This is a genomic window from Spartinivicinus ruber (assembly GCF_011009015.1).
Lineage (GTDB): Bacteria > Pseudomonadota > Gammaproteobacteria > Pseudomonadales > Zooshikellaceae > Spartinivicinus > Spartinivicinus ruber.
Map to the genome: position 1 here is coordinate 256,984 of NZ_CP048878.1, position 19,088 is coordinate 276,071.

Annotated in this window: 16 protein-coding genes; 11 read left to right on the forward strand and 5 right to left on the reverse strand. The window is 41.1% G+C overall.

The genetic code is table 11. The features are described from left to right. Nucleotides 1–59: 59 nt before the first annotated feature. The 5 genes from hslO (at nt 60) to G4Y78_RS01225 (ending at nt 8,218) form a co-directional block, all read left to right on the forward strand. On the forward strand, nt 60–959 hold the full coding sequence (gene hslO / locus G4Y78_RS01205; protein WP_163830893.1) for an Hsp33 family molecular chaperone HslO: 900 nt from the start codon (nt 60–62) through the stop codon (nt 957–959). A gap of 635 nt (nt 960–1,594) precedes the next feature. Then, nucleotides 1,595–3,154, forward strand: coding sequence for a phosphoenolpyruvate carboxykinase (locus tag G4Y78_RS01210; protein WP_163830895.1), 1,560 nt, complete (start codon nt 1,595–1,597; stop codon nt 3,152–3,154). A 204-nt stretch (nt 3,155–3,358) separates the two neighbouring features. After that, nucleotides 3,359–5,689, forward strand: a complete 2,331-nt coding sequence (locus G4Y78_RS01215; protein ID WP_163830896.1) for a Tex family protein — start codon at nt 3,359–3,361, stop codon at nt 5,687–5,689. A 332-nt stretch (nt 5,690–6,021) separates the two neighbouring features. Continuing rightward, complete coding sequence (gene gshA, locus G4Y78_RS01220; RefSeq protein WP_163830898.1) at nt 6,022–7,650, forward strand: glutamate--cysteine ligase; 1,629 nt, start codon at nt 6,022–6,024, stop codon at nt 7,648–7,650. Between the two features lie 346 nt (nt 7,651–7,996). Beyond that, nucleotides 7,997–8,218: a ribosome modulation factor gene (locus tag G4Y78_RS01225; protein WP_163830640.1), complete on the forward strand. Its 222-nt coding sequence runs from the start codon at nt 7,997–7,999 to the stop codon at nt 8,216–8,218. On the opposite strand, the gene G4Y78_RS01230 is transcribed toward G4Y78_RS01225, so the two are convergent. Then, entirely contained in the window at nt 8,215–8,631 is a 417-nt protein-coding gene (locus tag G4Y78_RS01230) for a flagellar basal body-associated FliL family protein (protein WP_163830899.1), read from the reverse strand. The two genes, G4Y78_RS01225 and G4Y78_RS01230, sit on opposite strands and share 4 nt — an antisense overlap. A 165-nt stretch (nt 8,632–8,796) precedes the next feature. Between G4Y78_RS01230 and G4Y78_RS01235 the strand changes: the two genes are divergently transcribed. The 4 genes from G4Y78_RS01235 to G4Y78_RS01250 all read left to right on the forward strand — a co-directional run bounded on the left by G4Y78_RS01235 (nt 8,797) and on the right by G4Y78_RS01250 (nt 12,020). Continuing rightward, a complete protein-coding gene (locus G4Y78_RS01235) occupies nt 8,797–9,309 on the forward strand; it encodes a disulfide bond formation protein B (RefSeq protein WP_163830901.1) in 513 nt (170 codons plus the stop codon). A 511-nt stretch (nt 9,310–9,820) separates the two neighbouring features. Then, nucleotides 9,821–10,300: a sigma D regulator gene (rsd, locus tag G4Y78_RS01240; protein ID WP_163830903.1), complete on the forward strand. Its 480-nt coding sequence runs from the start codon at nt 9,821–9,823 to the stop codon at nt 10,298–10,300. A 122-nt stretch (nt 10,301–10,422) separates the two neighbouring features. Then, a complete protein-coding gene (locus G4Y78_RS01245; protein ID WP_163830904.1) occupies nt 10,423–10,848 on the forward strand; it encodes a heavy metal-responsive transcriptional regulator in 426 nt (141 codons plus the stop codon). A gap of 140 nt (nt 10,849–10,988) precedes the next feature. After that, the gene (locus G4Y78_RS01250) at nt 10,989–12,020 is read left to right on the forward strand and encodes a WD40 repeat domain-containing protein (RefSeq protein ID WP_163830906.1); all 1,032 of its coding nucleotides are present in this window, start codon (nt 10,989–10,991) and stop codon (nt 12,018–12,020) included. Between the two features lie 124 nt (nt 12,021–12,144). On the opposite strand, the gene G4Y78_RS01255 is transcribed toward G4Y78_RS01250, so the two are convergent. Together G4Y78_RS01255 and G4Y78_RS01260 are read right to left on the reverse strand one after the other, a co-directional pair. Then, entirely contained in the window at nt 12,145–12,843 is a 699-nt protein-coding gene (locus tag G4Y78_RS01255; protein WP_222937618.1) for an FKBP-type peptidyl-prolyl cis-trans isomerase, read from the reverse strand. A 223-nt stretch (nt 12,844–13,066) separates the two neighbouring features. Then, nucleotides 13,067–13,843, reverse strand: a complete 777-nt coding sequence (locus G4Y78_RS01260) for a ParA family protein (RefSeq protein WP_456242951.1) — start codon at nt 13,841–13,843, stop codon at nt 13,067–13,069. Between the two features lie 574 nt (nt 13,844–14,417). On the opposite strand from G4Y78_RS01260, the gene G4Y78_RS01265 reads away from it, so the two are divergent. Continuing rightward, nucleotides 14,418–15,719: a hypothetical protein gene (locus tag G4Y78_RS01265; RefSeq protein WP_163830909.1), complete on the forward strand. Its 1,302-nt coding sequence runs from the start codon at nt 14,418–14,420 to the stop codon at nt 15,717–15,719. A gap of 113 nt (nt 15,720–15,832) precedes the next feature. Here the strand turns inward: G4Y78_RS01265 and G4Y78_RS01270 are convergent, their stop codons facing one another. Continuing rightward, entirely contained in the window at nt 15,833–16,369 is a 537-nt protein-coding gene (locus tag G4Y78_RS01270; RefSeq protein WP_163830911.1) for a TIGR02444 family protein, read from the reverse strand. Nucleotides 16,370–16,473: 104 nt separating this feature from the next. On the opposite strand from G4Y78_RS01270, the gene G4Y78_RS01275 reads away from it, so the two are divergent. Next, entirely contained in the window at nt 16,474–18,423 is a 1,950-nt protein-coding gene (locus tag G4Y78_RS01275) for an ATP-binding cassette domain-containing protein (protein WP_163830913.1), read from the forward strand. Between the two features lie 70 nt (nt 18,424–18,493). On the opposite strand, the gene G4Y78_RS01280 is transcribed toward G4Y78_RS01275, so the two are convergent. Next, the gene (locus tag G4Y78_RS01280; protein ID WP_163830914.1) at nt 18,494–19,078 is read right to left on the reverse strand and encodes a TetR/AcrR family transcriptional regulator; all 585 of its coding nucleotides are present in this window, start codon (nt 19,076–19,078) and stop codon (nt 18,494–18,496) included. Between the last annotated feature and the right edge of the window lie 10 nt (nt 19,079–19,088).

Here is a 19,088-nt window from a genome sequence, read left to right on the forward strand (position 1 = left end):
TAGCGTGGTAAGCCGTTATAATAGCGTTAGTAAAGTTTCTAGATAGTTAATTTGCATCTATGAGTAATACAAAAGATATAGCCCAGCGTTTTAGTTTTGATAACACGGCAGTGAGAGGCGAGATCGTCTCGCTGGAAGACAGCTTTCAGCAAGCGTTAGTCAATCATGATTATCCTCCAGCTGTTCGACAACTATTGGGGGAGCTAATAGCTTCAGCTATTTTGCTGAGTTCTACTCTAAAGTTTGAAGGCACTTTAACGTTGCAAGCGCGTAGTGAGGGGCCAGTTACCCTACTAATGGCAGAGTGCAATGAAAAACGTCAATTTAGAGCAGTAGCTAGCTGGCAAGGGGAGGTGAATTATGATGTGGAGTTTTCCAGCCTAATGCCAAAAGGTGTTATGTCTATCACGATTGATCCTAAAGCCGGTAAACGTTATCAAGGTGTAGTACCTACACATGGGGCGACAGTTGCAGACTGCTTGGCTGAATATTTTCAGCAGTCAGAACAGTTACCCACTCGGTTCTGGATGTATGCTGATCAGGATCGGGTGTCTGGTATGTTATTACAGGCACTTCCTAACAACACGACAAATAGTCATGAGGAACAAGAACAGCAAGAGACCTGGCAGCGAATAAATTGTCTGGCTGATACTATTACACCAGAAGAATTGTTGAGCCTTGATTTTGAAGATGTACTACACCGGTTATTTCATGAAGAAACCGTACGACTCTATGATCCACAGCCTGCGGCATTTAAATGTAGTTGTTCTAAAGGGCGAACTGGAAAAGCATTGCTTACTCTAGGTTATGAGGAAGTTGCTAGTATTCTCCAAGAGCAGCAACGTATTAGTATGAATTGCCAGTTTTGTGGTGCGTACTATGAATTCTCGGCACCTGAAGTAGAACAGCTGTTTGATACTTCAGGTGATGATAAAGGTGCTGCGCCAGTCGTTCATTAAAGGACATACCTAAAGGTAATCCATTAAAAATAGGCTATTGAAAGCTATTTATTAATCAATGTATTAATAAATAGCCGTATTTCTTTCAAAGAAGGTTAATTTTTATCATACGATTGAATGTGATAAACAAATGTTAGTAAATAAATGTGTGAGCTTTGATCAGTTTGAAATTCGCTCACAACATGAATATTTGGCATAATTGCAATCCCCATTAGAGAAATCGCCCTAAAAAGCATCCTCTAGTTAAAGTAGGTATTAAATCGCCTGACTAGATGGGGGTTTATATAATAAAAGAGCACTACTGAAACTTATTTTTTAGAGATGTTCTAGGGGGTTTTGCTTTGTGTACTAATTTAAAAAGCAAAACAACTGACTATATAGCCAAAGCGAATGGCTTTTAGGGGCGGCTGTCGAGCGATGAAGCCCTATGAGTTTATGTTTTTATAAATGATTGGGGTGACAGTTAAATGCTCCATGCATTAACTGCATTTCCACCTTCCATGGTGGTCAAGAGCGACGACAACAAACCCTAAAAATCATTCGCGAAGGGTATACACAGGATTGATCAACCAGCTGTTATCTATCAGATAACAAAAAAAGACTTCGGTTTTTATAAACCGGTGAGGTATTGACGAATGACAGAGACCCAGACGGGCAGTACAACTTTTAGTGACTTAAGTGCTGCTCAATTGACTGAGCTTGCAATTAAGCGGGGAGAAGGCCAACTGGCTGCAAATGGTTCACTTGTTGTTACCACGGGTGTTCGTACCGGCCGTTCTCCTAAAGACCGTTTTATTGTTCAAGAGCCAAGCACTTCAGATGCAATTGCTTGGGGCGATATTAATCGTCCATTCCCAGTAGATAAGTTTGATGATCTATGGGAGCGTGTTTCTGACTTTTTGGCAGGCCAAGATCAGTTTGAGCAACACTTGCATGTAGGGGCTGATCCAGAACACTACTTGCCTGTAATCATGACAACTGAAACTGCCTGGCACAATTTATTCGGTCGTAACCTGTTTGTTCGTCCAGAAGAATACAACCCTAAAGGTAAAGAAACCTGGCAAATTTTAAATGTACCAGGTTTTGAGTGCTCTCCAGAGCGAGATGGCACTAACTCTGATGGGGCCGTTATTATTAATTTTGCTAAACGCAAAGTATTGCTTGCAGGCATGCGTTATGCCGGTGAAATGAAAAAAGCCATGTTCTCTGTGCAGAACTTTTTATTACCAGAAAAAGATGTCTTACCCATGCACTGTTCAGCAAATGTGGGAGAAGATGGCGAAACCTGTTTATTCTTTGGCTTGTCTGGTACAGGTAAAACAACCTTATCTGCTGATGAAAGTCGTTTCTTGATTGGTGATGATGAACACGGTTGGGGTAAAGGTACTGTCTTTAATATAGAAGGTGGCTGTTACGCTAAGTGTATTAATCTAAGTCAAAAAAATGAGCCGGTTATCTGGAATGCCATTCGCTTTGGTGCCATCGTCGAAAATGTTATGATTGATGAGAAGACCCGGCTACCTGATTACAATGATGTTTCTTTAACAGAAAACAGTCGTTGTGCTTATCCTTTAGAGCATGTTGAAAAGCGTGTAGAAATCAATCGTGCTGGTGAGCCATCAGCCATTATCTTTTTAACTTGCGATATGTCAGGGGTATTACCACCTGTTTCTATATTGTCTAAAGAAGCCGCGGCTTATCACTTTTTAAGTGGCTATACGGCACTGGTTGGTTCCACTGAAATGGGTGGCGGGAAAGGCCTTAAATCGACTTTTTCAACTTGCTTTGGAGCGCCATTTTTCCCAAGACCTGCCAGCGTTTATGCTGAACTATTAATGAAGCGGGTTCAGGAGTTTGGCAGCCGAGTCTATTTAGTTAACACTGGTTGGACAGGCGGAGCTAATGGTAAAGGTGGAGAGCGCTTCAGCATACCAACAACCCGAGCTATTATCAGTGCGATTCAAAGCGGCGGTTTGGTTGATGTAGAAACTAAAAAGCTAGAATTGTTTAACCTGGAAATCCCCGTTGAAGTATCAGGTGTTGAAACACGTTTGCTAAATCCGAGAGATACCTGGGCAGATCCAGCGGCTTATGACGAAGCAGCCAAAGACCTGGCAAAACAGTTTATTGATAACTTCGACAAGTTTGATGTAACTGATGCAATTAGAGAAGCAGGCCCACAGTTAGAAGATTAATCCTTTTCTTCTCTTTGCCCTCATATTGTTAGCTCCCTCTCCCTTCAGGAGAGGGCTGGGGTGAGGGTAATATCCGCTAGGTTCCTAAACTATTTGTGATAAATGCAACAAAACCGAATGTAAGGTTGTTTTTGTATTTCTCGAAAAGCAAAAAATCCTAGGTATAATCTGACTTATGTTTACAATGCGTAAGACAGGTTATTCATGCAAAGTATATTTGAGCGTATCGCTGAAGAACTCGAGGTTAGACCACAACAAGTTACTGCTGCGGTGGCTTTATTAGATGAAGGAGCAACGGTTCCTTTTATTGCCCGTTATCGAAAAGAAGTCACAGGTGCATTAGACGACACCCAGCTGCGTAATCTTGAAGAGCGCTTACGTTATCTGCGAGAGTTAGAAGACCGCCGGGAAACTATCCTGAAAAGTATCGAAGAGCAGGAAAAACTTACGCCAGAATTAGCCAAAGCTATTAAAGAAGCAGATACCAAAACTCGCTTAGAGGATCTATACCTGCCTTATAAACCCAAGCGTCGCACTAAAGCACAAATTGCCATTGAAGCGGGGCTTGAGCCATTAGCAGATAAATTATTAGCTAACCCCGAGCTAAACCCAGAACAAGAAGCTCAAACTTTTTTAAACCCTGAAGCCAAAGTGGAAGACACCAAAGCAGCATTAGATGGCGCTAAATATATCTTAATGGAGCGCTTTAGTGAGAATGCAGAGCTGCTAGGTAAGCTTCGTACATTCTTATGGGATGATGGCACTGTATCTGCCAGGGTAGTAGCGGGTAAAGAAACGGAAGGGGCCAAATTTAGTGACTACTTTGAGCATGATGAGCCATTACAAAAAATGCCATCCCACCGGGCACTAGCTATTTTTCGTGGTCGTAATGAAGGAGTCTTGCAATTCAGTATTGTTGTTGGAGACCAGGAAGGTAAAACCGCTACCACTCCTTGCGAGGTAATGATCGCAGAGTTCTGGCAGTTAGAAGATAAAGGCAGACCAGCAGATGCTTGGTTAAAAGAAGTAGTACGCTGGACCTGGCGAGTAAAACTATTGACTCATTTAGAAACTGAGTTAATGGGCCAGGTTAGAGAATCAGCAGAAGAAGAAGCGATAAAGGTATTTGCAGATAACTTACATGATTTATTGCTGGCTGCTCCGGCGGGCCCGCGTTGCACTATTGGTTTAGACCCAGGTTTGCGTACTGGGGTTAAAGTGGCAGTAGTGGATAGCACAGGTAAATTAGTCGATCACACCACTATATTTCCCCATGCTCCAAAGAATCAGTGGGATCAGTCTATTAGTGTGTTAGCAGCCCTTTGTGTTAAGCACAAAGTAGAGTTAGTCAGTATTGGTAACGGTACTGCCTCCCGTGAAACCGATAAGTTAGCGGGCGAGGTAATGAAACGTTACCCGGAATTAAAACTTACCAAAATTATGGTGAGCGAAGCGGGAGCATCGGTTTACTCAGCGTCAGAATTAGCGGCTAAAGAATTTCCAGATTTAGATGTTTCTTTCCGTGGTGCTGTATCTATTGCCCGAAGATTACAAGACCCATTGGCTGAATTGGTAAAAATCGATCCAAAGTCCATTGGCGTTGGCCAATATCAGCATGATGTTAGTCAGGTTAAACTGGCTCGTTCGTTAGATGCAGTAGTAGAAGACTGTGTAAACGCTGTGGGGGTGGATGTAAATACGGCTTCCGCACAACTATTAACGCGAGTATCTGGCTTGAACCAGACTATTGCTGCCAATATTGTTCAGTTCCGTGATGAAAATGGTGCTTTTGATAAGCGTAGTGATTTAAAGAAAGTACCTCGGTTAGGTGCCAAAACGTTTGAACAAGCTGCTGGGTTTTTGCGAATTATGAATGGCTCCAACCCTCTGGATGCATCCAGTGTTCACCCAGAAGCTTATCCTGTGGTTAAAAAGATTTCTGAAAGCAGCGCCAAAGATATCCGATCAATTATTGGTGATAGTCAATTTTTAAAACAACTTAATCCAGCCAGTTTTACTGATGAAACCTTTGGTATCCCTACCGTAACTGACATCATTAAAGAGTTGGATAAGCCAGGGCGTGACCCAAGACCTGAGTTTAAGACCGCTGAATTTAAAGAAGGGGTGGAAACCCTTGCTGACTTGAAACCCGATATGATCCTGGAAGGGGTAATTACTAATGTTACCAACTTTGGAGCATTTGTGGATATTGGGGTTCACCAGGATGGCTTAGTTCATATCTCGGCGCTTTCCAACGAGTTTGTTAAAGATCCGCGTGATGTCGTAAAAGCTGGAGATATTGTGAAGGTTAAAGTCATGGAAGTGGATATTCCCAGAAAGCGGATAGGATTATCCATGCGCTTGACTGATTCAGCGGCGACAGCACAGGAACAAAAGCCACAATCAGCAAAAGGCAATCGACAGCAACAGGCGAAAGGAAAGCCTAGTGGTCAAAAAGGCAAAGCTGCACAACAAGCAACAGGCGGTACGTTTGCTGACTTGTTTGCTAATGCTAAAACACTACGGAAAAAGTAGAGTTGAAGTACTGATAGGCTGAACATTGTTCAGCCTTTTGCTTATAAAGGCACTGAAAGCTAGTGGATATGAGGTAGCAGGATATAAAGTAATAAAAATAACACTTACTGTTATCATTAAGTCGCCAGGGGGCTAGTAACTAAACCTGATGGTAAGTAGAATTTTGCTATTCTTGAACAAAATCGTTAGTCTGCATGTAATAAACTTAGATAGCTATAAATAGAGAATACTTAGACTTTTGCATACTGGTAAAAACGCTTTACTTTTCTGACAATCAAGTAAGCTCTGTATAGTGGTGTTGTTTATTACTTTTAACTGAAGGAAGTAGCGCTTTGACTACTAAGTATCAGGCAATTCTTGCAGTATTAAGTCAAACAGACAATGTACAACTGCTTTCGCAGCTTCAGCATGGCATTGAAAAGGAAAGTCTTCGAGTAGATATAGCAGGACACTTATCTCAACAGCCTCACCCTGATCAGCTTGGCTCAAAACTCACTCACCCTTATATCACTACAGATTACTCAGAAGCTTTGCTGGAGTTTATTACGCCTGTTTACCATAATCCGGCAGATGCTTTGCATTTTCAGCATCAATTGCATCAATACACCTACCAACATTTAGGTGCTGAATTATTATGGGTTAATAGTATGCCTTGTCTGCTTGGTTCTGATGAGGAAATTCCCATTGCTTATTATGGTGATTCTAACCTTGGTAAAATGAAGTATGTTTATCGAGAGGGTTTAGCGCATCGGTATGGCAAAGCAATGCAGACGATAGCGGGTATTCACTATAATTTTTCGTTGCCAACCGCGTTATGGGAGTTACTAAAAGAGAAGGAAAAAAACAATCTGACTTTAGAGGATTTTCAATCCACAAAGTACTTCGCCATGATTCGTAACTTTCGCCGTTATGCCTGGTTATTAATGTATTTATTTGGAGCTTCGCCTGCAGTAAGCAGAAATTTTTTAAAGCATGATAAGCATAATTTGCAACCACTTAATCATGATACGTTTTATTTGCCTTATGCAACCTCCCTACGAATGAGTGATTTGGGTTATCAAAATAATGCACAGGCTGGCTTAAACATATGTTATAACACTTTATCCAGTTATGTTGATACGATAAGTAAAGCGATTCAAACTCCTTACCCTAAATATGAGCAAATTGGTGTTAATGTTAATGGCCATTACCAGCAATTGAACTCTAATTTATTGCAAATTGAAAACGAATATTACAGTCCTGTAAGACCAAAGCGAATTACTCAGTCAGGTGAGCACCCCATTGATGCGTTGGCTGGAAAGGGGGTGGAGTATGTTGAAATTCGTTGTTTGGATTTAAACCCTTTTACTCCACTAGGAATTGACTTAACGACCAGTCATTTTTTAGATGTATTTTTAACGTATTGTGCTTTAGCGGATAGCCCTGATATTGATCAGTTGGAGTGCAAAGCGATTCAGCATAACTTTGACCAAACAGTTAATGAAGGCCGTAAACCTGGGTTAATGCTAATAAGGCAGGAACAACCAATTAAGTTAACGGATTGGGCTGAACAGCTGTTAACTGAGTTGAAGCCGGTTGCTGAATTGTTGGATAGTGCTTGGGGCGGAGCCAATCATAAATTGGCTATTGAGGAGCAATTAGGCAAAGTAGAAGATAGTGGGCAGACACCTTCAGCAAAAGTCATTACTGAGTTACAGCAAAATAAATTAAGCTTTAAAGAGTTTGGTGTCGTTTTAGCTAAGCAGCATGCTGATTACTTCTTAGCAACATCACTTTGTACTAAGCGGCAAAACTATTTTGACACTTTAGCTAAGCAGTCTTGGATTGATCAGCGTCATCTAGAGGCTAAGGATACTCAAAGCTTTCCTGAGTTCTTGGCTGACTATTTTCGTACTCTTTCTAAAGCCCCTCTTGCTAGTTCTATTTCACCAGGTATCAGCGACCCAGGTTGTATTGGTTAAATATGTGCCTTCAAGTTTTGTAGGTTCCAAAGGCTTGAAGGATGTGAAGCAGAAGGTCTGAGCATTAATACTCAGGCTAGAATAACCTAAAATTTAATGAAATATATGGATTAGCTAAGCTTTATTTTTGTCTTCATAAATCGGAAATTTTTAAGATTAGGCTATAAGCCTGGCAGAATATTTCATTTTGTGATGATTATCACGCTGCTTTACTGGCAAAAGCACTATAAATAAAAATAGAACGACATGATTAGTCTGATTTAAGGCTAGCTAAGAGGCTGCATAGTACACCCTATGTTGTGTAGCCTTCATTATTATCTAAAAGCATATACCCAGGGCGGTAAATATGACTAAAAAGGAAGCGCCAGATCAGGCTGAAACCAGTGACGGTGAGATGGGGGAATGTTCACTGGATGACTTAACGAACGCCTACCAACAAGGTTACCAGGCAGGTGTCAATACAGTTTTTAAGGCCCCTCCCTACAGGCATAGGAGGTTGGCGGCTGCTTGGTTAGCTGGTTTTGATGATGGTTTGCATCAGTATGAGCTAAGTATTTCAGCTGCTTAACGCTGTACTACAAATGATGTAAACAACAAGTCGTCAATAATGGGTTTGCCTTCTTCTTCTTTGAGGCGGTTTTGGATAATTTTTAACGCCTCTTGTCGTAAGTTTTCTTTTCCTGCTGCTGTATTTATATCTTTCTCAAGTTGGCGGCTAAATAACAGTACCAAACCATCACGCAATAATGGCATGTGTTGCTCAACTTTTGCTACAGCAGGTTTTCCATAAACACGAACAGAAATATCAGCCTTCAAATACTTAAGCCGGCCTTTGGGAGCACCATAGTTGACCACAAATGAGGGTTTGAGTTCTATGTATTCGACAGGTGCTTTTTCCTCTTCTTCGGCAAAGCAAGGTTGGCTGGTTAGCCATAAACTAGTAAGCAAAATATTGACAAAAAAAAGTACTTTCTTAAGCATATACCCACCTTGGTGAAGCTTTATGCTAATTAACCCGAGAAATGAACTAACAATGTTTTTAGCGCTCTACAACAACAAACACGACCCTTGCATATAGCATTTCTCTACACTAGTGTAGTCCCATTTGAACCATTGGGTGTCTTAAAAAAGCGGGAGCAATTATCTATGACACTACCTCAGTCCAGACTTTTATTTTTGCTTGCTTTAGCTGTGTGTGTAGCGCTACTTGGAGGGGCTCTTTATATGCAGCATGGTCTTGGCTTGGAGCCTTGCCCAATGTGTATTATGCAACGAATTGTATTCATGGCTATTGCATTGGTCTGTCTTATTGCGGTGATACATGGGCCTGAGAGTAAGGGCTACCGTGTTTATGGAGGAGCTGCCTTGCTGTTTTCCGGCTTTGGTGTCGCTTTAGCCACCAGGCAATTATGGTTGCAAAGCTTGCCGCCTGACCAGGTACCAGAGTGTATGCCTAGTGTTGAATATATGATGGATGTGTTGCCTTTTACTGAAGTTCTGGGGCATATGTTAACAGGTACGGGTGATTGTGCAGAGGTAGTTTGGCGATTCTTAGGATTAAGTATTCCTGGCTGGACTTTAGTGGCTTTCATTGGTTTTACACTGTTTTCTTTAGTTGAGTTGTTCAGGCAAAGAGGGCCAAGAGCAATCTTCAGCTAAGTATCCATTAAATGTAATTGAATAATACTTAATCTGTTTGTAGCTTGGTCAAAGTGAATTAACTAATAGGGTATATTGATTAAACCTGGGGAGTTTGCCTGATCACATAAGATTAGCAATTTGATTGGTGAATTATCCAGGAAGTAGAATATAGCCTGCGTCTCTGATTATAACTTCGGCTAGTTCTGTTAGGTTATTTTTTATTGCTTTTTATTAGGGGCCTTACAGATTATTTCTATAAAGCAGTGAACCAAAACACTTAATCCTACCTGTAGCTTTTTCCCCTTACAAGACGCTTTTTTAATACGATTTTGTCAAGCAATTTTGTCAGTTATCAATCAATTATTTTACTTGCTGCAAAAATCTCTCTGGCCTAATCTAGCGGATATGGATAAGGTCTGCTTGCTTGGGGAAGCAGATATATACAGTGAAGAATAACACTAGATAAAAGCTTGAGATCAGGTCAGCAAAGTAGAAAGCAAGACAGCAACAAATAGTGGGGTAACGAGTGATGCTTGAGAGTTGTAAAACTGCTAAAGAACGTTGGGGGGGAGTGTCTGAAATAATCGATCGCTGGTTAAATGAGAGGCAAGAGCTATTAGTTACTTATTGTAAGCTTAGTGGCCTAAACGCTTTTGATGAAGACAAGAGTGAGGCTGTGCCTGAAAGAGTGCAGGCTTTTTGCCAGATATTGGTAGATTATATCTCAGCAGGTCACTTTGAAGTGTATGAGCAGTTATTAAAAGAAGGGAAAGAGTTTAATGATGGTGGTCTGGAGTTAGCTGACAAAATTTATCCAAAGATCCAGGGAACAACAGAGGTCCTATTAAACTTCAACGATAGATTTGATACAACAGCACATTGTAATGACCTGATTGATCAATTTCCTTCTGAGCTATCAGTGGTAGGCCAAGTGCTTGAAGAGAGGTTTACCTTGGAAGATCAGCTTATAGAAGTTTTGCATAACTCCCATAAAGAGCTAATGGTATAGCCTCAGCAGCTATCAGGCAGCTTTTAGTGATAAAACATGCCAAATACTGAAGACTTTGATCTCACTAGGTTGCATGCTAAATTGCTGTAATCGGGTGAATTATTCGGGCTTGGAGGCATGTCATGGAGCAGCGCTTTACCATTGGCCAGCTAGCGAAAAGTTGCAATGTGACCGTTGATACTATTCGCTACTATGAAAAGCAAGGTTTGTTACCTTCCCCCCATCGAAGAGCTTCGGGGTATCGAGTTTATTCCGAAGCAGACACCAACCGGCTACAATTTGTTATACGTTCAAAAAAACTGGGCTTTTCCTTAAAAGAAATAAAAGAATTACTTAACTTAAGTCATACACCTGATCTAACCAGCCAGCATCAGCAAATCCATGCGGTAGCAAAAGAAAAGATAATTGATATTGAAAAGCGGGTGGCGGATTTACTACAAATTAAGCAAGCTCTTGAGGGGCTGATTAGCGATTGTCACTCTGAAGCTGACACCCCACCAGAGCACTGTCACTTGCTAAGGGCGATTGCTTTTCAAGAAGAATTATAGGCAGAACAACTCAAGTTCTGTCTATTCCTACCTTTTTAATAACACTGTTAGTGTTGTTGTTTCAGCGGCTTCTGGGGAAATATCATTCTCGAAAGCTATACTACACTTAATCCGTTCTAGCAGAAAAAGCCAATAACAACATGGATTACCAACTGGCAAGGAGTCGACAACAATATTTTTTATCATCGCGCAGCCAGCTATCAGCCATGATTGTTGTTTGGCTTATGTTGTTGCCAGGGTGTACAGGTTCAGATGAAGCAAAGCTCTGGGAGCTAGCAGTTCAGGGGTATTATACTTCTACACTATCCAGTAATGGTGATTACGCACTGATTGGTTCTATTTACCATGGTGGTAGTTATTGGCATTTAACAAAGCCAGAACGACTCTATGACTGGAATCATACCAAGGGGCAATATAGTGATTTAGTGGCAGTGGGAATTGCAGGGAATGACCTGGTTGCTGCTACGATAGATGATTTACGAACCATTGTTTTATGGGATTTGAAGTCTGGACAGTCATTAGCCTATTGGCAAGCACCTGGAGAGGTATCCAGTTTAGGTCTGACTCAGGATGGTGGTTTAGCTTTTATGGGTATTAGCAGTGATACTCGTGCCATTGTTTTTAATATTAAACAGGGTGGAATTATTAGAACTGTTGAGCATGAAGACAGAGTCAACGATGTGGCAATTTCAGCGAGTGGTGATTTGGGAGTAACTGGTTCTGATGATTTTACGGCTAAGTTATGGAATTTAAATACAGGTGAAATGCTGCATAGCTGGGATTTGGGAAATAAAATTATTACAGTAGCATTATCTCCTGATGGTTTTTATGCTTTTATCAGCGCACAAAGTGGATTAGCGCAAATTAGGGAAACAGCTTCGGGTCAGCTGGTTCATGAGCTTAATGAATATGTACATTGGATGCAGCGTGGTGATACTTATTCCAGTGCCAGATTTTCTGCAGATTCGTCGCAATTATTAACTGGCTCAAATAATCGTGAAATTAAACTTTATCGAGTGAAGGATAAAAAAATTCTGAATCGTTGGGTTGTGTCAAAAAGAAGTTGGTGGTTGCCAACAGGTGTTGCTTTGCAATCTGTAGCATTTGGAGAAAGTGCTGGTACTTATTATGCGCTAGGGTCAAATGGTTATGCTTATTTGCTAAAAAAATAAGCGGGCTAGTGGTTCATGTGCCAAAAAGTTAACAACTTTGTGCATGCGCCACTAGAGGTGAAAACCATTACTCATGATGGCAATATAAAGTGCTGTAGAGAAATGGTTTTCATGGGAATGCTAATTATTTTTTAATATCTACTAACTCAACTTTGAAAACTAATAGTTCATTTGGACCAATCTTAGGAGGGAAGCCGCCTGGGCCGTAAGCAAGTTTGGATGGAATATACAGTTCCCATTTAGAGCCTTTAGCCATCAATTGTAAGGCTTCGGTCCAGCCTGGAATTACTTGTTTTACCCCAAAGCTGGCAGGCTCTTTGCGCTCGTATGAGCTATCAAAAATATCACCATTCAAGGTGCGGCCTTCATAGTGAACAACCACTGTATTTTCTGCTTTTGGCTTTTCACCGTTACCAGCATTTAATACTTTGTACTGAAGTCCTGAATCAGTGGATTTTACACCATCTTTTTTGGCATTTTCTTTTAAGAAATCATCACCACGTTTGCGGTTAGCCTCAGCTTTAGCTGTGTACTCTTTTTGGGCGACTTGGGCTTTTTCTTGCTGTGCCTTTTGGATGAGTGCCATCAGTTCTTTTTGAGGAATTGCAGGCTCTTTTCCTTGAATGGAGTCTTCAACACCTTTAGCTAATGCGTTGATATCCAGTGAATCAAAATCAGCTTTAAGTCTTTCACCCAAGATTATCCCTAGACCATAGCTTAACTTTTGCTTTTCATCTGCCAGCTCAACAGCTTTGGATTCTGCAGTAGCCACTACAGAGGTGGAGGCTAGCAGGATGCCAGCAGCAAGCATTTTAAATTTCATTGTCATCTCGTTATCTCATTACCTTTTACTGTTTTACCGCTATTACCATTACGACGAGTCATGGTCATTACGACCAATTGTTGCGCTATGACCTAGGGTTTGTATTTGGATGGCCATTCCGTTGCTCAAACCATATCTTGCCTTTGAACCGCAGTAAAGGCAAAAGTTCGCCCGCACAGTGTTATCTTTAATACCAAGCTGGGGCTGCTTAAGAAAACTTTTCTTAGGCTGCTGTACAAAGTTCTTGATAAAGCTGGCAAAACTCTTGGGTTACTTTATGTTTGGGTTCAAAGTGAATTAGGGGTGTTGAGGCCTGGTGAGACTCCTTAACTTTAACTGAGGTAGAAATATAAGCATTTAATACAGGTAATTGTTCAACAATTAACTCATCCACTAATTGCTGAGGGAGTTTAGCCCGAGGCTGAAATTGGTTGACAATAATTCCTTCAACAGTTAAGCAAGCATTATGATCTGCCTGAGTTTCTGTAACATTTGCCAATAAATCAGTTAATGCTTGTCGGGAAAACTGATCACAATCAAAGGGAATTAAGCAATTATCAGCTGCAATTAAGGCTGATAATGTATAAAAGTTGAAAGCCGGAGGAGTATCGATGTAAACCTCATCAAAATAAGGTTCAAGCCGGTCGATCCCTTCTTTTAGTTTATATATTTTATGGCGGGTTTCTAGTTTGTGCTGTAATTCGCTTAAGTGTATTGCTGCTGGTACTAACTGTAAATTAGGGTAGTTAGTTTTCAAAGTGTAATCCCTTAGATTAACGCCGCCTAAACTGAAGGATAAACTTTGTTCAAAAAAGTTTGCTACGGTAGATAGACTACTGTTGTATTGATGTCCAAGTAAGTAGCAAGAAGAATTACGCTGGCTATCTAAGTCAATGAGTAATACTCGCTTACCCTGAGATGCTGCAATAGCTGCTAGGTTACAGGCAATAGTTGATTTTCCTACGCCTCCTTTCTGGTTAAAAACCACTCGCTTGATCATGGGGAACCCTCTTAACAATAGTCATGAGTGAAAGCTGACAGGAGCGCTAAAAATTGCTCCTATAAGAACAAGTATTGACCAAATTTGTTGCAAAATGATTGTTATCTTTCAATTGGTTGTCTATTAAAAGGCAGCAGAGTTATATGAGTATTGACTATTAATAGTTTGAAGTATATTTATTCCATCTCTTGTGGCTGTATTGGCTAAATTATTGTTGGTTACCTTGGTAGGAGATTTATGGATTGGTGCAAGGAACTGCTTGGTTTTTTGGTGAGCAAAACCTGCGTGCTACAGATAACGGTTTAGCAAATTGTCTGGCTGGTTTCTAATATCCTGCACTTTAGGTATATCTTGCGCTTAGGAAGCTATGGTAAATATTAAACACGCTCTAAGATATCATGAATGAATGGAGGTCATTGCAGGACTCATGTGGCAGTTTTCTCATTGAAGGTTTGCCGATGGGGATTAATTTTCGATAAGCTAGCAAAAAAATAATATTTTTTTTCCATTAAATATGGATATTAATTGTTTTAATCGTATAATTCTTTTATCCACTTTTCGATGAGGATGTAAAATGCCAGCCAAGAAGCCAGTCAAAAAAAAGGTGACTCGACGGAAAGCTGCTGCGAAGGCAGTAGATCCGGTTATTGAAATTCAACAGGAAATAGAGAAACTGCAAGATAAGCTTGAAAAAGCAAAAGAGAAACGTCTTGCAGATGCAGAAAAAAATAACCTTAAGGCTAAGGCGCAAATAGCCAAGGTTAAGGCTAAGTATGAGAAAGCTAAAGCACGCCAAACCGCTGCACAGGCAAAGATCAAGTTGAAAAAGACTGCTGCAGCCGTTAACCAGCTTGAAAAAGCTAAGTTAGTAGTTAGCTCTGTTAAGGAAGAGCTTGATCAGCTAAAAGCTGTTGCTGACGAAGTGAAAAATGTTCAGGCTGAAGCTAAGTTAAATGCCAAGTATGAGAAAATACGTGCTAAGGCATTAGCTGTAGCAGAGAAGGAAATAGCAAAAGAAGAAGCTAAATTAGCAAAAAAAGAATCTGTAATAGCTGAAAAGGCAGCAAAAGTAGCTGCTAAACGCGGTCCAGGTCGTCCGAAAAAAGCGGGGGCTGCAACAGCTGGTGCAACTGCTAAACGCGGCCGAGGTCGTCCAAAAAAAGCAACTACTGCAGCAGTTGGTACGGCAGCTAAGAAACGTGGTCCAGGTCGTCCAAAAAAAGCGGCTACTGCAACAGCCAGTACGACGGCTAAGAAGCGTCCAGGTCGTCCCAAAAAAGCCGCGACAGCGGAAGCCGGCACGACAGCTAAGCGTGGTCCAGGTCGTCCAAAAAAAGCGGCTACTGCAGCAGCCGGTACAACAGCTAAACGTGGTCCAGGTCGTCCGAAAAAAGCGGCTACTGCAACAGCCAGTACGACGGCTAAGAAGCGTCCAGGTCGTCCCAAAAAAGCCGCGACAGCGGAAGCCGGCACGACAACTAAACGTGGTCCAGGCCGTCCAAAAAAAGCCGCGACAGCAGAAGTAGCTACCACAGCTAAGAAGCGTCCAGGTCGTCCCAAAAAAGCCGCTACTACTGAAGCTGCAGAGGCTACGCCACGTCGTCGCGGCCGTCCACCTAAGAAAAAAGTAGCTGAGACCACTGCTCCAGAGGCAACTCAAGAGTCTTTGCTGGATCAACTAACAGAAGATACTGGTTTTGAAGTTGTTGAAGAAAAACCAGAAGTAGTTGAAGTTGAAACAATTGAAGAGGCTGTGGAGCCAGCAGCTGAAGAAGCACCACAAGCAGAAGAGCAGGAAACTACGACTGAAGAAAAGCCGGATGATTCATCAGACGACAATATTCGTAGTATTTTTGATCCGGCGACAGATATGTAGTGCTTGTCTGGTAGTCGCTACCTAAAAGCTGCTGCCAGAAAAAGTATTCAAAAGCTGAAGCCGTGGCTGGCGAAAATGGGACTTTTAGTCCCATTTCGCGTTTTTATTCCTGTTTATTTACGGTGATTTTGCCAATATTGCTTTATCTCGTTAAACCATAACAGAAGTGCTGCTTGTAGTTCTTGAAATGGAAATTGATTAATACTATCAAGATAGTTTGATGTATTGGTAATAAATAGATCATCCAGGTTCTTTTGGTCGTCTTGATCAAGGCTATCGAATAGGCCGAAAAGGATTTGCTGCTCTTGGTATTCAAAATGTAACTCAACTTGCTTCATTAGTTGATAAAGCGATTTGTCTTCCCCTTTACTGTAGCCTTTAAGTTTTTGTCTGAGTTTTCTGATTTGTAAAGTATATTCCCGCTGCCATTGAGCTAATTGCTGCCATAGTTGTTGGCTATTCTGCTTGCTGAGCCTCCGCTGATGCAGGCTGCAAAAGCTACAAAACAATAGGATATTAATATTCAACTGCCATTGGTTTTGAAATTGTAAAGCAGTTTTAGCAATGTTTGTCTGTTGATAAACAGTGCAGGAAAAAGTCCAGAAAGGATTGGCGGTGGCTGAAACCTGAGGAATTGTGCCTAGATTCACTTAATCTCCTAATTCTGATATTAAATTGCAGACAAAGGTGCATGTTCCTATTTTTTCAAGGATAATGCCTAGCGCTACTTGTTTATAGGATGCAGCACTAGTATATGATTAAGTTGGAAAATATCTCATTATTTCGTGGCCGTAAGCAGTTATTGGTTGGTGCCAGTGCAACTATTCATAATGGCCAAAAAGTAGCGGTAATTGGAGCTAATGGCTCTGGTAAGTCAAGTTTGTTTGCTATGCTGTTAGGTCAGCTCACCATTGATAGTGGCGAACTATTAATGCCAGAGAAAGCCAGTATTGCCCATATGCAACAAGAGGTGGGTTATTGTGATAAAGCTGCAGTTGAGTATGTTATTGATGGTGATGCACAACTACGATCGCTGGAGCAAGCGTTATTATTGGCTGAAAAACAGCAAGATCACCAGCGAGAAGCCTTTATTCATGCTGAGCTGGATGCCATTAATGGTTATACTGCTCACTATCGAGCTGAGCAATTACTTCAGGGTTTAGGATTTAACCCATCAGATTATCAAAAATCAGTTGATACCTTTTCTGGTGGTTGGCAGATCCGTTTAAACCTAGCACAGGCACTAATGTGCCGCTCAGATATACTGTTATTGGATGAGCCAACCAACCACTTAGACCTTGATGCCATTATTTGGTTGGAAGAGTGGCTGAAACGTTATCATGGGACATTATTATTAATTTCCCATGACCGTGATTTTATTGATAACGTAGTAGATCAAGTAATCCATTTTGAGCAACAACAGCTTCACAGTTATTCAGGCAATTACTCTGCTTACGAGCGAATTAGAGCAGAACGGCTTGCTTTACAGCAGTCGTTATATGAAAAACAAAAGCGAGAAATCGCTCATTTAGAGAAGTTTATTAACCGGTTTCGAGCCAAAGCATCTAAAGCGCGGCAGGCCCAAAGTCGGTTAAAAACCTTAGATAAAATGGAGCGTATTGCTCAGGCTCATGTCGATAGCCCATTTTCATTTAGTTTTGGCAACAACAATCGGGTTTCCAGCCCATTATTGCAATTACATCAAGCTGACTTAGGTTACCCAGATAAGATTGTTTTGCAGTCGGTTAACCTTGATATTCAACCTGGTGCCAGAATTGGTTTGCTTGGAGCAAATGGTGCAGGTAAATCAACGCTAGTTAAAACGCTGGCGGGACAATTGTCTGTCCAGGCAGGAGAAAAAAAGGAAGGGCAAAATTTTAAAATAGGTTACTTTGCTCAGCAACATTTGGATGCTTTAGATGTGTCTGCTACACCGCTGTTAGTTATCCAGCGCTTATCACCTACAACTTCAGAACAAGCTATTCGAGACTTTTTGGGTGGTTTTAATTTTGTGGGGGATCAAGCAGTTGCCACTATTGCAGATTTTTCTGGTGGAGAGAAAGCCCGTTTGGCATTGGCAGTGATAGCTTGGCAAGCACCAAATTTGCTGTTATTAGATGAACCTACCAACCACTTAGATATTGATATGCGCTTTGCATTGACAAGGGCATTACAAAATTTCGAAGGTGCTGTAGTGTTAGTTTCACATGATCGATATTTATTAAATAGCTCGGTCGATGACTTATGGTTGGTAAGTGACGGGCAGGTAAAACCTTATCAGCAGGATTTATCTGAATATAGCAAATGGCTCATTGAACAAAAGAAAGCACAATTGGCGTTAAAAACTACCATCGACAGCCAGCAGGATGATGAAAATACAAGCAAAGAACTGAACAAAAATGCTTCGAAGTCGCGAAAGGAACAAAAGCGTGTGGAAGCGGAGATGCGTGCTCAATTAAGACCACTTAAGCAAAAAGTAGAACAGCTTGAAGTAGATATTCATAAAAACGACCAAGCGCTTGAAGCATTAAATAAAGTGCTAGGAGACTCCTCTTTGTATGAGGAAAAAAATAAAACGAAATTACGTCAGTTATTAGATGAGCAAAGCCAGCTTAAAAAACAACAACAACTTTTGGAGGATGACTGGATGCTGGCACAGGAAGAGTTGGAGGCAATGACAAGAGAATTAAATTCTCTTGCCTGAGTCACTTAAACGAAAAACAAGCATGGGTTTTACCCCTGTGCTTGTTTTAAAAATTCCATGTAAATAGCTACTAGCTTGTCAAGTTGCTCAATAGTTGAGCTAACATATGATCCAATTCCTGTTTATTAGGTTTAGTTCCTGTAAGCACGCGTAAACCAGTAATGCCAATCATCAGCAACTGAGATAGTGTTTTTGGATCTTTGTCTGCTGTAATTTCACCAGATTTTTGAGCTTTTTCAATCATATGGCGAAAGCCAGCTTCTATTTGTCGTAAATAACTGCTCACTTTTTGATGAATGCCTTCATCGTGAGGAGCCACTTCAAGTAATGTATTAACTAAAAAGCAACCTTTTGATTCGTTATCCTGCAAAATGTCTGTGGTTAACTGCTCAAAATAAAGTTTGATTGCTGCTAATGGTGAGTCTATCGACTCAAAACAACAAACCTGCTTATCCAGCCGGCGTTGTGCATAACAGTCAATTGCAGCCATATAAAGGCCACGTTTACTTTTAAAAGCTGCGTATAAGCTGCCTGGCTTTAAGCTTGTGGCTTCGACCAAGTCAGCTACAGACGTGGCGGTATAGCCAGTATTCCAGAAAACTTCGAGGGCCTGATCAAGAACCTCGTCTCTGTTAAACTCTATAGGACGGCCCATAGAAACCTCA